The sequence below is a fragment of the Pseudidiomarina sp. WS423 genome (genome assembly GCF_050750165.1).
In the GTDB taxonomy this organism is placed as follows: Bacteria; Pseudomonadota; Gammaproteobacteria; order Enterobacterales; family Alteromonadaceae; genus Pseudidiomarina; species Pseudidiomarina fusca.
This window is the reverse complement of the sequence record NZ_JBOJLN010000003.1, coordinates 201,484-217,346: the sequence shown is the minus strand read 5'-3', so window position 1 is coordinate 217,346 and position 15,863 is coordinate 201,484. Positions and strand designations below refer to the sequence as shown.

The following is a 15,863-nucleotide window of genomic DNA, read 5'->3' as shown; positions in this document are numbered from 1 at the left end:
TCTGAAATGGTAGTATTAGCTCCAATAAGGATTCCACCCGAAAAATCAATATCACAATTAAAATTTATATGTGTATTGTCGCCGATACTAATTGTTGAATCAGAAAACTCAGATGTGAGTACCACATTTCTACCTAAGGATACATTAGATCCGATAGAAACGTTACCGGGAAAACGAATGGTAACACCTTTATTAACGGAAACGTTGTTACCACATTTATCTATACCTAAACCAATAACCTTGGAGTTAATAAATATCGCAATTCTTCGAAAGAATATAGATAAACATATCGCAATACAATAGATTAGGCCAACTAAGCGGCGATTCCAAAGCTTACTTATTGCCCTGTTCATTTAGAATTCCTCTTGTTACAAGATCATAGTGTTCAGCTTTATGAGTATCCAAATATTCCTCCAGTGTCCGATAACCATTGTTACCAATAAGCTCTAGTTTATTACTGTCCATAAGAGCTTCTTGGACAATTCTTGCAGTTTCGATTGGATTACGCACAGGAATCCTCATGCAGTTATATTGATCCTCCATTAGTCCTGGAATACCACCTACGAATGTAGTAAAAATTGGTAATCTCATACTCATCGATTCATATAAAACTCGTGGAAATCCCTCATCATGAGAGGGAAATACAAACGCATCGGCGGCGTAGTATGAGTTCAACAGTTCATCCCTATTGGCTATCATACCTCTAATTGTGACTCTATTCTCTATACTATACTTTTGAACAATGTATCGAATATCTGAAATTGCACTTCCGCCACCAATAATTGTTAAACTAGCGTTGACCCCATGCTCTATCAAAATATTAAAAGCTTCTAAAAGGTCAAAAACGCCCTTCCGCACTTCGACCCTACCAACAAACAATAGCTTAATTTCATCGCCCGCGAATCGACTTTTTTCGTAATATTTTTTACTCCTTATATCGATATCAATCATCGGGCGAATTGTATCCACATTAGAGTTGAAATTCGCTAAACTATCTTTCAACGAATTTGATACAGTAAGCAAAAATTTTGCACGTTTTATAATAAGTTCATCAACAAATCCATTGGAATAGAATTGCCCCCTAACGTATAGGGCGTACTTTCGTCCAAACGCTAAAGCTAACAGTGCAGCAATTTTACTAACTGTACCTGGCCAGAATAAATATATAAACTCAGAAGAACGAACGGATTTTAGAATAATCCATAACTGACGTAGTTGAAAACCATTATCGGGTAATGATACATATTTAATATTAGAGCTACTAATTTGAAAGTTCTGCAAATCGCTATCATAACTGAGAAGCTTACTTTTCTGAAGAAAACTAATATCGAAATTATTAGATAGCTCATTTAAAAAGCTTCCAGTATTAGAGTTTACTAAAACTTCCCCACCGCTATCGATTCCGCTACAACCGTTGCCTATTACTAAAAGTTTTAACATAATACCTATATACGTTCCGAAATCGCCACCTAAAATTAATATATCTGGCTTTAATTAAAATTTAACCCGACCGTTAAGCATCCAAAGTGATAACAATAATATGAATGATACTTGAGATCCCATGAAACCTAAAACCTGGTTGTTGGCGGGGAGGTAAAAGAACATAATAATTAATTGCATCAACAAAGTAACTGATAAAATATCAAAATTATGGATTGACTTGTGCCAGACCGAACCCAACATTCTGCTTAAAAAAAACACAAGAAGTACAACACCAGGGAAAGACAAATCATTAGCAAACCAAACAAAAAACGTATGCCATTTTCCGTAATGCGAATAACCAAACTCTTGTTCTAAACGATGTTGATATGTACGGTAGGATATTGATGAATCACCTAAAACTTTTTCACCTACAGTAGTCGTGAAAAAAGAGTGGCCTAGCCCATAAGTCCATATGAATTCCATCTCTAAACTTAGCTCAAGGGCGTAATATCCTTGAGTAACGTAATTATCAAGAGACAAATAGGAGAATTTCAAAAAGCTAGGTATATATTCCATTACGCCGCTGTTTGGGTCGATAAAAACTCCCGTACTTGGTTCATAAAGCAAATAATGTTTCTTTCGATCCATATTGCCTGATGTGAAATAGGAAAATGATAAAACAATGAAAATTAATGCAACCAATGCTAATATATAGTTACCTTTAGGCATCACACCAGGGGCGCTAGGCAACTTTTTTCGGATAGACCGTTTTGTTCTATAAGCCTTAAGAAATATTAAAAATGGCAATACCAACACGTAGTCGAATATACCCTTGTTTGTGCCTATCGCAATATAAGATAGTATATCCACCGAGACAATTGCAGCAATAGATAACTTTTGCCAAGTCGCTAAATGCTTCCAAAATATCAGACCGATTGGGAAAGCAAACAACATCAATGGCTTACATAAAACATATGACAACATAAGTGGATCAGTAAGTGAATTAAATGGATTATCCGCCAAATGTTTTTCCAGATATGATAGAGCTGGATTTGTCAAACCGATGTAAACCTTTGATATAAATTCAAATAGTCCAACACTATCAGTTTTTAAAATAAATAGTGTTTTTGGATACAGGAATAAAAAATTAACAATAATAGATAGGTTTATTATCTTGCTATATGAATCAAATAGGTTGCTACGTCGAAATATTGACGAATTTCTTACGGACTTATTCCAACCCGATATATATCCGAAAACTATCGCAATGATGATCGATATAAAAAATATCGAAATTGCTGTTTTATTATCCGCTGGCCAGTTCCAAGGACTAATCAAGTACATAACAAACGTCAAAAACAGATACACGACGAATATTGCCATTGGCAAAGTACGTACCAAAATGCTTTTCACCTTAAACGCTACCCAATGCTTTAACTAAAGAATGCGCAATGTTTTCCTTCGATAGCTCACCACGTAAAATATTGCGTTCTTTTGACACTGCGGCATTTTGAGTCTGTTCATCAAGCATGTATTTATTAATTGCTTTTATTATAGAATTAGAATTATTATGTGCTCGATAAAACAATTCATTCAAAGAGACGGTAAGCCTACGACTAGGACTGTTATCAGTTGAAATTGATAAAATAGCTTTATCGGTAGCGAGATATTCCATTAACTTATTTGAGATAAAAACCTGCTCATCATTATCTGAATCAATATCTACTAACATATCAAGATTGTTCAACGTTTCAGCCAAGTCATTTTGGTATGAAATGAATTTTATAAAATAACGTGAAGTTTGTTGTATCCTTTTTAAAATATCTGTGCGTCTAGTTCCCACAAATAATAAATCAATTTTGTTGCCCTCAACATTTAGTCTATTCACAGCTTCGATAAGGGGTAGTGGATTTCGAACAGACCCAAGTTGACCAATAAATCCAATTGATAACCCTACGCTTCTACTTTTCATATCCCTGTTAAGCGAGATATATTCCGGAATTGGGTTCGGTAGAAGCAACGTTGTAGGGAATTCTTTTAAATCAAGTATTCTAAACTGGTACTCGAGCATTTCTTGAGTAACGAATGTAACTAATGATGACATTTTTATAACATTTGAAACTTCATTAATAAGTTTCTTACGTTCCTTTTTATTTGATTGCCATTCTTTAGTGGCCGGTATAGGGTCGGCAAAATGCAACCCTAGAGGGATCTTCCCTATTTTTGCTAAATCGCCGGCTGCGAGAAGCGCCCCAACAGGAGACCCCCTACCGTAAACAAAATCATAACCTGTCTCGCCCAGAAACTTCTTATAAAACCTTATTACTGAAACTCGCCAAAATAAATAATTTAAATCCCGCCCAATCAAGTTGCCCAGAAATTTAAACAATCGTGAAGGCCTACTTAATAGCTGCTTAATTTCGTAGACATTAACTCGACTGCTTGCCTGAATTGGAATGGAACGACTACAGATAACATCAACAAGCACACCTTGTTCAGCAAGAGCATTTACCACTTCAAATGTTGCTTTTCCAGATGATGTAATTCCATATGTGTGAGTAATAATTAGTAATTTCATTAATTTACGCCTTGGAAATCCTGAATAAAATGAAAGAAAGCATAATTATATAAAATGATAGTCTCTCAAAGATCGTGGATTCCATAGAGTTCAAGGATATAGCTGACAGAAATGAGAATAAAATTAATAACCCAAACTTTGACAAGCTTGCCTGCCAGCTTATCAACCTAATTCTATTGTAAATAAATAGTCCAAAAATCAGGTCAAGAGCATATGCTCCCATGAATGAGTAGGCCAGTTTCAAACTTAGGTCATTAATTGGTAAATTAAAGTAGAGTAGAAATAGACATAACGACCATACAATGTTACCCAGAACACCTAACCAAACCATTTCATCTGATATTATCTTCCGATTGATTGATTGCTTATAAAGAATTATATATGTCGAAAACATTGTTATCGAGATTATTTGCTCCAGTTTTCGTATTTCATATTCAGAGCCTTTAAAAACTAATGATCCAATTTCCGGGAGGATTACGAAAGGTAAAACTAATATCAAGGATAAAATCCAAGGGACTATAAAATTCAATTGTTCTGAATCACCACGATCGTCAATTTTTCTTGACAGCTTCGAAATTAATGGAGCGTTGAACTGTTGACAAAACTCAACGACAATATTCTGGAATATTCTGGCCGTTCCAAATATTCCCAATGCAATGTATCCGTCATTATTTTGAGACGCATTTGAGAATAGCCACAGCACGGAAAATGCACCGATAAAAGCGCTTACCAGCGCCGGTACACTAAAACCAAAAAAGCGCGACAATTCGACTCGCCAATGTATCGTTGACGTTAACTGATTATTATTGGCACTTAGAGCTTTCTTAAAAAAGTAGGAGAGTATACTCGATTGAATGAGATAGTAAAATCCATAGCCTACGACTAGCCCTAATAATCCGTAATAGTAAATCATTCCTGCAATTATCAGAGAACCTGACAAGGACGCAATAATATTAGATAAGGCTATATCTTTGTAATTTCCATATCCACTTAAACTTCCAGTTAGGAAGCTACTGAGCGAAATAAATATTAAAAATATTGCCGCAATAACTGTTTCTGTGCGTATATCTTTGTAGATATTATTAACGACAAATGTTTCGCTTGATATCAGAATCAAAATCCCACAAAGAATGAATCCCAAAAGTACTGACGTGATAAAGGAAAATGATATGACTTGGTTTAGCTCTTTCTTGTCACTTCTTAATGATGATATGTACTTTAAAGGAACTACTGCGACGGCAAATCCTAGCAAGACTGCAAAACTTGATATGTTGGTTCGTATGAATGTCCATTTTCCAAATTCTTCTGCACCTAAATGTCGTGCCGCAAAAATTGATATTAATAGTAATGATATTTTTGCAGATAATGAACCGATCACATTCCACCGTACAGCGAAGCCCAGTGAATCTCTATCAGTATTTAAAATGCGCCTTTCTAGGCCTTGTATGATCTTAATTATCCTGTTCATTATAAATTACTAGGAATATCGGTTTATATACCATGGGATTAATCTCATAATACCTTGGCGTATATTATGACTTGGCTCATATCCTAAAAAGTTTCTTGCCTTACTTATATCAGCTTGAGAATGACGAACATCGCCAGCCCTAAATCCGCAATGATTAGGCGCCAATTTGTATTGTATGCCATAAGCTAATAGAGCTTCACGAATTTCATTGAACAAATCCGCCAAATAGGTCCGCTCACCAACTGCCATATTATAAATACTATCCTTAGCTTTCTCATCACATGTCGCTGCTAGAATATTAAGCTGCACAGCATTCGCCACAAAAGAAAAGTCACGGCTGGTTTCACCATCACCATTAATAAACACGGGTTCACCTTTAATCATGGCCGCAGTCCATTTAGGAATAACTGCTGCGTATGCACCATCAGGGTTCTGACGCGGACCAAACACATTGAAGTAACGTAACCCAATGGTTTTAAAGCCGTAGACACGCGCAAATACACTGGCATAAAGCTCATTCACGTATTTAGTCACAGCGTAAGGTGACAACGGATTACCAATGTTCTCTTCGACTTTTGGCAGTGCTGGGTGATCGCCATAGGTCGAGCTACTTGCGGCATAGGTGAAACTATCCACTCCGGCATCTTTCGCTACCACTAGCATATTCAAAAAGCCGTCGATATTGCTTTTATTGGTATTAATGGGGTCATCGATGGAGCGAGGTACTGAACCTAGCGCAGCTTGGTGCAATACGTAATCAACATCACCCGCTGTGGCATGTTTCATCACCGACTTACAGGTATCTAGGTCGCAAATATCACCTTCAACAAACTGGAACCGCTGCCATTGAGCTTCAGTCACGCTTTCTTGGACTTCATTAAGGTTACGCTGAAAACCCGTGGAGAAGTTATCAAGACCTAGTACGTGCTGGTCAAGTTTTAACAAGGTTTCAAGTAAATTTGAACCAATGAAGCCTGCGACGCCGGTCACAAGCCATACTTTTGGAGACGACTTCAATTGACTTTGAATTTCTTCGTATTTGGTCATGTGAGCTTATATTTAAGGTTAATTGACTTTTTTGTGTCGAGCTAATGTGTTTTACCTAACTATTTCTAGAGACGAATATCCGCAACACCTGCATCAACAATGTATTTTAGGTCATATATGACATGTTCACTTTTCGCGAGTGCTTTCATGCCGTCAATACCCATCTGTTTGAACTGATGGTGTGCCACTGCAACAACAATGCCGTCATAGGCTGCCTTCGGAAGTTCAGTGACAGGAGTAACGCCGTATTCATGCTGTGCTTCTTCCGCATTAACCCAAGGATCATAGACATCGACGTTTACACCGTATTGCTTCAACTCATCCATAATATCAACGACTTTGGTGTTGCGAATGTCTGGGCAGTTCTCTTTAAAAGTAAGACCCATAATCAGCACACGTGCGCCTTTTACAGTAATGCCTTTCTGTAGCAAGGCTTTGATGAACTCTGAAGCCACATAACGGCTCATATTATCGTTAATACGACGTCCCGCAAGAATCATTTCAGGGTGATAGCCAATAGATTCTGCTTTATGGGTCAGGTAGTAAGGGTCCACGCCAATACAATGGCCACCGACAAGGCCCGGGCGGAACGGTAGGAAATTCCATTTAGTGCCCGCGGCTTTTAATACGGCCTCGGTATCAATGCCCATACGGTTAAAGATCATCGCCAGCTCGTTAATCAAGGCAATGTTTACGTCGCGTTGGGTGTTTTCGATGACTTTTGCCGCTTCGGCCACTTTAATGCTTTCGGCTTTATGAGTGCCCGCTATAATGATTGACGCATATAGGCTATCAACGAAATCGGCAACTTCTGGGGTTGAACCTGAAGTCACTTTTAAAATGGTAGTAACTCGGTGCTCTTTATCACCTGGGTTAATACGCTCTGGGCTATACCCCGCAAAGAAATCTTTATTGAACGTTAAGCCTGAAACGCGTTCGAGAACTGGAATACAGTCTTCTTCAGTGGCGCCTGGGTAAACCGTAGATTCATATATCACGATATCACCCTGCTTTAGAGTTTTACCAATGGTTTCCGAAGCTTTGATCAGTGGCGTTAAATCTGGTTGCTTAAACTTATTAATCGGCGTTGGTACGGTAACAATATAGATATTTGCTTGTTCGAGATCTTGAGTATTCGCACTGTAAGTTAACTGTGATGCCTGTTTGAGCTCTTCAGCGTCTACTTCTAGAGTAAAGTCATGACCTTGTTCAAGTTCAACCACGCGTTTTTGATTGATATCAAAACCAATCGTTGGATATTTTTTACCGAATTCGACGGCTAATGGTAATCCTACGTATCCTAAACCAATCACGGCGATTTTTATGTTATTCAAGTCCATTTATCACATGCTCTTTTGAATGTTTGAGATGGTTAGAAGAATGTTCCAAGTTAGGAATTCAGACAATTACTTCGGTGCGTTACTCACTCTTATAAGCATAACCATAATGATAGTTATACCCATATCCGTAATAAGAGCTCGCTTTACGCTCTACGCTGTTCAAGATGGCGCCTTTTACTTCTACACCGTTTTGTTCAAAACGTTTAACTGTGTGCACTAGCTCTTTAGCTGGGGTCATCCCGAAGCGGGCAATCAATAACGTGGTTCCTGCATAACGGCCGACAATGGCTGCGTCCGTTACTGCAAGAATCGGCGGTGTATCTATCAGTACGTAGTCGTAATCTTTCGCTGTTTGCTCCATCAGCTGTTCCATGCGGCTATGCATCAATAGCTCGGCTGGGTTCGGTGCTGACGTACCACGCGGCATAAAATCGAGGTTCTCTACGTAACCAGATTGGGTGTAGGCTTTGTAATTCAAATCACCGGTGGCATCTCGTGCGGCTAGTAAATCAGCTAGGCCCTTGTCATTCACGACGTTCATCATGTTATGTAAATAGCCACGACGAATGTCACCATCAATTAACAGCACTTTTGCACCTGTTTGAGCAAGTACAGCAGCAAGGTTACCCGTCACAAAGCTCTTACCCACACCTGGGCTAGGGCCTGAGATCATGATGATATTGTTACGAGCTTCTAACATGGCGAAGTGTAAGCTGGTACGTAAACCACGTAACGATTCTATCGCTAAATCCGTTGGGTCTTCTTTGGCTAACAAAGGCGCACGCACCGCATCGGTTTGCTTACGCTTGGCTAACTTGATCAGCTTCGCGTTCATGTTCTCTTGGGTATCGGATTTAGGAATTGAGGCATACACATTAATGCCTTCTTGTTCTAACTGCTCAGAACTCTCCACCCCGCGATTAAACATCGCCCGCACAAACACAATGCCTACTGCGAGCATGCCACCAAGCATAGTTGCTAATACCACAATGAGTGACTTCTTCGGAGCAACTGCTTCAGGTTTCACCACAGCCTCGTCTAAAATACGCACATTACCGACGGTACCGGCTTTGAGTACGTTCAGCTCTTGCATGCGGTTAAGTAGCTGCAAGTAAATTTCCTGGTTTACTTCAACATCACGGGTATAACGCAATACCTGTTGTTGGGTTTCTGGAAGCTCCTTTACCTGTTCTGCCAACCGATCACGATCAGCCTGTAATTCCGCTTTCTGTTCAATCAGCGCTTGGTAAGTAGGATGCTCGTTGGTATAAAGCCGACTAATCTCTGACTCTTTAAGAGTTAGTTCATTAATTCGCTTCTCAATTTCAACTAAGCGCTGCAATAATCCTTGAGTTTCTAAGCTTAAATCAACAGACTCGCTCTCTAATCGATACTGGTTAAGCTTATTCTCTGCTTCGTTCAAGTTATCTTTAATGGTCGGAATTTGACGCTCTAAAAACTCTAAACTGTTTTCTGCTTCTGCAGCATTACGACGAATGTTCTGCAGCATGTATTCACTGGCAACAGCGTTTAATACGTCTTGGGCGTACTTACCGTTCGCATTTTGAATACTGGCACTTAGAATACCGGTTTGCTTACCACGCTCACTTATAGCTAATGCCTGTTGTACACTATTGATAGCACTTAATCGGCTGCGCTTTACAACTATGAATTCATTGGTATTTGGTGTTGCAGCGTCTGCGATATGAATTTGCCAGTCACCTTGTTGAGCTAACGAACCAACTTTTCCATTCAGAACTTGGTCACCCTCAGTGTCATGAAGCTCAAAAGCTCCTTCATTGATTACCAAGGTAAGAGCTTGCCCTAATTGAGAATTAGGAACCTGCAATTTTTCGAGTAAAACGATATCATTTTCTTCGGCTCGACGCGCTAAAAAGTCACCAATAATGGGCGCATAATTCGGTCTAACAACATCCGTTAACTTCAGTTGGTCAACTACAGCTCCAATCACCATACGAGACTTCATAATCTCGATTTCAGTGGCTGCTTCGCTTTCTTGACCAAACATATCAGCCATATCACCGAGTGCTGGTAATCCTGAAGATTTCTTCTCCACCTGCAATAAAGCATCCGCTTGGTAAATCGGAGTCGAGAGCATGGCATACACTACCCCCAGCACCATAAAAGCACCGGTAATGCCGACGATCAGCCATTTATGATCTAACAACAGACCAAAAAAGCGGCCTAAATCGATTTCGTCGTCATCGTGGCGTTGCTGCTGTGCTGGAGATGGCGTGTTTTGCATGTGATAAAAACCTTAAATTCGTGATTCGTTGTTCGTGCGCTTCGCTGTTTGTCCGCGCTGCGCGCTGTTCGAAAAAATCAATGATAAATACGTTACAGCTTTTTTGTCCAGGCTTCGGTGGCTTGGTCGATTAGCTTGAGTACGTGTTCGTATACTTCGTCACTCTTTTTGTAGGGGTCTGGTATTTCTTTGCCGCCCTGCTCTAGCCATTGCCCTAGCAGCATGGTTTTGGCTTGGGCTTCGGGGTAGCGCTGGGCGATATGGTTGCGATGCGCTTGTTCCATCACCAACACCAAATCGTACTGGCTAATTAATTCGCGCGTTAGTTGCTGGGCTTGATGCTTTGGAAAGCTCAACCCTTGCTGTTCTGCAATAGCGCGCGCTGTTTTGTCCATGTCCCAACCCTTGCCGTCACTATGTTTCATGGCCGTAATGCCGGCACTGTGCACGGTTTTATGCGGTAGGCGCTGCTGCAACATAAACTGAGCTGTTGGGCTGCGGCAAATATTGCCCATACACACGACTAAAATCTTTGAAAACATTAGTTGCTGCTTATGTCGTCGCTGAAGCGGCCTAGGCTATACAAACCTGTGATAGACGGCAACAACTGGCTTATCACGCGGTTCCATCGTGCCACTGGGGCGGCGGTTACGTAGACGATGTCGCGCTGTTGTAATTGGAACTGTTCAGCAAGCACTAAGGCGGTCGCGTTTTTCGCATTCAACTGATACACCTCTGCGACACGCCCTGTCGCAGGGTCAGCTGCACGAATCACAAATACGCCTTCAGCATTAGCGGTCGCTTCAAACCAGCCACCGGCGTCTGCTAAGGCTTCAGCCAGGGTCATGCCACTGCGGCCCATCATGTAACTTTTAGGTTGGCGTACTTCGCCTAACACAAATACTTTGTTTTGGTCGTTACGGGCCACATGCAACACATCGTTGGGTTGTAACAAAATATTTTGGTCGGTGTTGCCTTGCTGGTACAGCTCACGCAAGTTAAAGGCGCGCTCTTGGCCGTTACGAGTCAGCGTGACTGTGGTCCAATCGGCTTCAGGGGTTAACCCACCTGAGGCACTTACCGCTTCAATTAGCGTCATGGGTACGTTGGTTACGGGTAACACGCCAGGCTTTTGAACTTCACCGGTTACGTACACACGTTGGCTTCTAAAACCGGCCACGGTAACGTCTACCTGTGGCTTCTCAATATACTTAGCCAAACGGGTTGCAATGGTTTCGCGTACTTCGCTAACGCGTTTACCTGCAACTTCAACTTTACCAATGTAGGGATAAAAAATAGTGCCGTCACTGTGAACCCAGTTGCCTGATTCTTGCGCGCTACGCATCGAGCCGGCAGGAATAGTTAACTCTGGGTGGTTGTACACGGTCACATTTAAGATATCACCCTTACCGATTCGATAATCGTAGCTATCACGCGCTTGGCTGAGCTCTTCGTTAAGCTGAGGTTTAGCCGCCTGCATGGCATTCAATTCCGCCAACAACATTGGCGAGATGGTATGGGTATTCACCAGCTTGCTGAGGTCAGCTTCGCTAAACTCGCTGTCGTTACTCTCAAACAACGAGCTGTTTTGATCAATATGACCGCCCGGCGCAAAAGCGCAGCTAGCAGTAAGCAAAGCTGAGAGGGATAAAACTGTTAATTTTAGTTTAGTCATTACAGTTGTCCGGCTTGTGTTTCTTTAAAAGAAATTACTTGTATAAATGCGGGCGGCCTAACATTTGGCCACCGTCACGCAGTATCGGCAACCAACCTAGGGTGCCGCGAGTTTTGGTGTTGCGTACAAAGAACAAATCAAACGGAATACTTAAATAAAAGCCTTTGGTGAAGCTACCTTCGCCATATTCTTCGTCACTCACATTCGTAAAGGCAGCAAAGGCTCCGGCAATCACGCCTGAGTCAAATTCATGCTGAAACTCTAAATGCACGCCTTCGTCTTTGGCTAAGAAGCGCCCGGCCCGAGCGATCACCGTGGTATTGGCTAGCCATGGGGTATCCCAATACACCGAGGCATGACCGGTTAACACATGGTAATCGTCAAAACCTAGGTCTTTATAAGGGTCACGTTGTTTGGCGTAGTTAATATCCACGCCATAGGCCCAATTGCTGTTGGGCGCTTGATGCAGCACTTCTGCGCCTAGCCCACCAAACATCCGCTCTAAGTAACCGGCGTATACTTGCCCGTAGAGGTTACGGCCTAAATGCTCGGTATAACGCGCACTAAAATTATCTAACCAGAGGTCTTGGTTAACGGCGTATTCTCGAATGCGAGTACGTACCCGTGGCAAGGTGGCGCCTTGGCTATCTAGCAAATAGTTAAACTTATCGTAACTGTTTGCAAGGTTAATACCTATCCGACCACCCAGGCTAAAAGCATCGTTAAACTGATAATCGGCGCTGGCTTTTAAGCTTAGCTGGTACATGTAGAAATCTTCAGCACCACCAAAGCTTTGATCAAGATCGGGCTCGATGGCCCAGCTGAACGTGTCTTGCTTGAAGCTAACGGGTTGTTGGCTTGGCGCAGTGCTGGTGGTTCTGATGGCGTTGTCTGTTACAGCTAACAGGCGCTCGCCTCGGTACGCGGCTTTGTAGGCATCGGCGTTGATCACGTGAGTCGCTTTGCCGAGATTACCTTCGTATTCCGTGATGCGGTATTCGCTTATCTGTTCAGGCAGGCTATCGGCCAAAACACGTGCGGCGCGGTCGATGGCTTCTTCGGTATCACGAAAACGCGTTTGCGTGGCTTTCAGTTCGACTGCTTTTGCTGTGGTGTTAGCACTAGTATTGGCGTTTGAACCTGTGTTTTCTGCGACTTTCCAGCCGGATTCGGTCAGCAAGTCGTTGGCGAGTTTTTGGTAATCGACATCGCTGATGCTCGCTGGCGTGACTGTGTCGCTGGTGGCGATGCGCTTGGCTGGCTCTACTTTAAGCTGATAAGCTTTGTTGAAGTTGTAGTTAAAGGTCACGCCAAAGGTGACTGTGTTACCGCGCTCGTAGCCTAATTTAAAGCTTACGTTATCGTTGTAAGCATAATGAGCGCCAAGGTTCCAAGGGGAATCAACGTCAATGTCACGCCCAGCGTTATCCAGTTGATAGTCGTTTGGATCGTACTCCGCCATCAGGCTTAGGCCATCGATAGGCGTGTAGTACTGCACACCACCAAAAACTGCAGCAGGGCCTCGGAACCATTTATCGACTTCAAATTTACCGCCCGTGCCCGAGAAGCCTTGGTCGCGCTCGCACATGCGATCAGCGACTTCGCAAAAGGGGTTACGGATATTATCGCGTCGGCCTAGGTAGCCCCAGCCCATGCCTAAGCTAATATCAAAGCTACCTAACTGGTTGGCACTGAAGCGTTTATTGGCAACCAAGTATTCACCAGCGAAAATCCCGGTACCGCCCACGTCTTGCAAACCTACTGCGAGTTGCGGCAGGTATTTGCTTTCATGAGCCAACAAGATTTTAGCGTCAAAGCCTTTATCTTTGAGGGTTTGGTCGCCACTGAAATTGGGGTCGCTGCTGTATTTTCTGTAGCGGATGTCGGTGTAACGCGCGGTAGCTGTTAACCAAGGCAACAGCTGCAAGCTGACTGCGGTACGACGGTATTCATCGGCATCGCTGTAATTGATGCTGAGTTCGCCGTAGGGGTTCATTCGCGCGGTGGGAGTTTGCAGCAAACCCACGCCACCAAAATCATTTTGTGCTAACGGGCCATCGATGGTATCCGCATGGGCTTGGCTGCTTGGTGCTAGTACCGCAGTGGCGGCCACTGCCGCAAGGGCAAGTGCCACCGCGGTGCTGAGGGGAGCGCGCTTTGCTATCAGCATCAAGGTGCGACCTCAGCGGCCGACCAATCCCAATGTTGTAAGAACATGGCCAGTTGATAATTCACGTCTCTGAAGCCTTTCGGTAAATCTTTATCAGCAATGCTGTGTAATACCAAGGCACCTGGCTGGGCCGCTAATAACCGTTGCTCGGCGGTGCTGTTGTAACTTTGCAGCGGCACTAAGCTCACTTGGCCAGCGGCATCGGTCACGTATACCTGCTCATGCTGGTTTAGGTCTGTAGCTAGGCCCACGTGAATGCTGCTAGCGTTCGGCGCCGCGTTAAAACTGATCTCGTAACTTGGAATGATGCTGTTATTAACTGCGGCGTCAGCTAAGTTCAGCGCTTTATTCTCTGCTAAGTTAAGGCGCGCATGGCCTAAAGACCACCCCTGCAAGTAAGTAGCACGTAACGGCCAGCTAGTAAAAGCTTGAGTAAGCTCGGCGGCCTGTGCAGCTAACTTAGTTTCGCCATCAGCCTTGTAGGTTTGTTCTAACATCCGCAATCGCATCAACATGCCAGCTTTACGCCCGGCAAACCATTGGTCTAGCTTAGGGCTGTGCAAACGCGTTAACGGCGCGTAGGGCACCTGCTCTAACCCTAACCGATGAAACTCAGTCACCACATCGTTGAGGCGCAGGCTACGCGGGTTGGCTTGGCCTGGTTGATTCGGTTGATTTGGGATAGTCCCGAAGAACAGGCCGTTGAATAGTTGCGTTGTTTTATTGGTGTCTGTCTGCTGCGTTACTTGCTGCTGCGTTGTTATCTGCTGCGCAGTTTTCTGCTGCGTAACCTTGATACGTAACTGACGGTATTGAGTGGGGTCGCTGCCGTCTTGGGTTTTGAGATCTTGAAAGCCTGATTGCGCAAGTAAGGCACTGTAACCCCAATTTTGCGTGGGTCCGCCCACGCCATTAAACGGCTGCACTTCGGTCATTTCAAAATAGCCCAGCTCTGGGCCTAACCATTGTTTGCTTTGTACGACACGACCACTCGCTAGATCACGGTAGAACTCGTTGGTGGCAATGGCCTGCGTGCTTGAGTTGTCGTTCTGGTCTGCTATTGGGTAGAGCTGTTCTTCGGTAACTAGTACGTTCAAGGTAGTGCCATTTGGCATTGCTAAAGATTGCTCACGCTGACTTTTCACCACGCGATAACTCTGGCGCACGGTGACAAAATGAGGCTTATGCTCGGTATGAAACGCCGAGGTTTGGCGCAAATCGTAGCTTAGTTGGTTACTTGTTTGCTTACTTGCTTGCTTGGCTTGGCTAGCTCGCATGCCCGAGCTTGGCGCCTGCGCAAGCCATATGGATTTCACCTTAGCATGCTTTAAATTCTCAAGACTTTGGACCCGGCCTTGCACGGTTTCAATGATTTCGTTGCTGGTGGTAAACCACTGCAGGCGCTGGGCATACACCGCATCGGGGTTGTGCCCTTGCACTAAATTATCAGCCTCGCCTAGCACCACCAACGAGCGGGGAGAATCACCAAGCTTCATGTAATTGGCAGCGTACGGCAAGGCTTGAGCCTGTGCTGGGGTGAGCGTGATGTCTTCTTTAGCACCGAAAGCGATATCGAGGCTCTCGCGTAAATTTTTACCGAACAGGCTATCTAATAGCGATTCTTGTTCTTGGTTTTGTTGCTGCTGTTGTGATGCGCTAGTCGTTTCGCTAGTTTGGGCCGCATGGGCTGTTTGCGCACCACTGAGCAGGCTTACACCTTGTAGAGATACAAGTGTAACGCAAGCAATAAAAAAGCCACTGAAACTCAGCGGCTTTTTGTTGTGCTTGTTACTTGGCTTCTTACTTGGCTTATTAAGCTTAATTTTGAATAACATGCGCGGTGGCTATGTAATTACTGGTTAAGCATTAATATAATCAGCTAAGTTTACTACTAACA

The 15,863-nt window shown here is 43.2% G+C and carries 11 protein-coding genes; all 11 read right to left on the bottom strand.

Annotated elements, in window-relative coordinates; translation table 11 throughout:
• Positions 1-333: 333 nt before the first annotated feature.
• On the bottom strand, positions 334-1,440 hold the full coding sequence (locus ACQ661_RS05295; protein WP_431667836.1) for a glycosyltransferase family 4 protein: 1,107 nt from the start codon (positions 1,438-1,440) through the stop codon (positions 334-336).
• 54 nt (positions 1,441-1,494) lie between these two features.
• Positions 1,495-2,481 (bottom strand): hypothetical protein, encoded by a 987-nt coding sequence (locus ACQ661_RS05290; protein WP_431667835.1) that lies wholly within the window; start codon positions 2,479-2,481, stop codon positions 1,495-1,497.
• Positions 2,482-2,836: 355 nt separating this feature from the next.
• Complete coding sequence (locus ACQ661_RS05285; RefSeq protein WP_431667834.1) at positions 2,837-4,000, bottom strand: hypothetical protein; 1,164 nt, start codon at positions 3,998-4,000, stop codon at positions 2,837-2,839.
• Positions 4,001-4,004: 4 nt separating this feature from the next.
• The gene (locus ACQ661_RS05280; RefSeq protein WP_431667833.1) at positions 4,005-5,378 is read right to left on the bottom strand and encodes an oligosaccharide flippase family protein; all 1,374 of its coding nucleotides are present in this window, start codon (positions 5,376-5,378) and stop codon (positions 4,005-4,007) included.
• Positions 5,379-5,477: 99 nt separating this feature from the next.
• A complete protein-coding gene (locus tag ACQ661_RS05275) occupies positions 5,478-6,515 on the bottom strand; it encodes an NAD-dependent epimerase/dehydratase family protein (RefSeq protein ID WP_431667832.1) in 1,038 nt (345 codons plus the stop codon).
• Positions 6,516-6,580: 65 nt separating this feature from the next.
• A complete protein-coding gene (gene tviB / locus ACQ661_RS05270; protein ID WP_431667831.1) occupies positions 6,581-7,855 on the bottom strand; it encodes a Vi polysaccharide biosynthesis UDP-N-acetylglucosamine C-6 dehydrogenase TviB in 1,275 nt (424 codons plus the stop codon).
• Between the two features lie 79 nt (positions 7,856-7,934).
• On the bottom strand, positions 7,935-10,121 hold the full coding sequence (locus tag ACQ661_RS05265) for a polysaccharide biosynthesis tyrosine autokinase (RefSeq protein ID WP_431667830.1): 2,187 nt from the start codon (positions 10,119-10,121) through the stop codon (positions 7,935-7,937).
• 92 nt (positions 10,122-10,213) lie between these two features.
• The gene (locus tag ACQ661_RS05260; RefSeq protein WP_431667829.1) at positions 10,214-10,663 is read right to left on the bottom strand and encodes a low molecular weight protein-tyrosine-phosphatase; all 450 of its coding nucleotides are present in this window, start codon (positions 10,661-10,663) and stop codon (positions 10,214-10,216) included.
• Positions 10,663-11,796, bottom strand: coding sequence for a polysaccharide export protein (locus tag ACQ661_RS05255; protein WP_431667828.1), 1,134 nt, complete (start codon positions 11,794-11,796; stop codon positions 10,663-10,665). Before ACQ661_RS05255 ends, ACQ661_RS05260 begins: the two co-directional genes overlap by 1 nt.
• Before the next feature lie 34 nt (positions 11,797-11,830).
• Entirely contained in the window at positions 11,831-13,966 is a 2,136-nt protein-coding gene (locus tag ACQ661_RS05250; protein WP_431667827.1) for a YjbH domain-containing protein, read from the bottom strand.
• A complete protein-coding gene (locus ACQ661_RS05245; RefSeq protein ID WP_431667826.1) occupies positions 13,966-15,801 on the bottom strand; it encodes a YjbF family lipoprotein in 1,836 nt (611 codons plus the stop codon). Before ACQ661_RS05245 ends, ACQ661_RS05250 begins: the two co-directional genes overlap by 1 nt.
• Between the last annotated feature and the right edge of the window lie 62 nt (positions 15,802-15,863).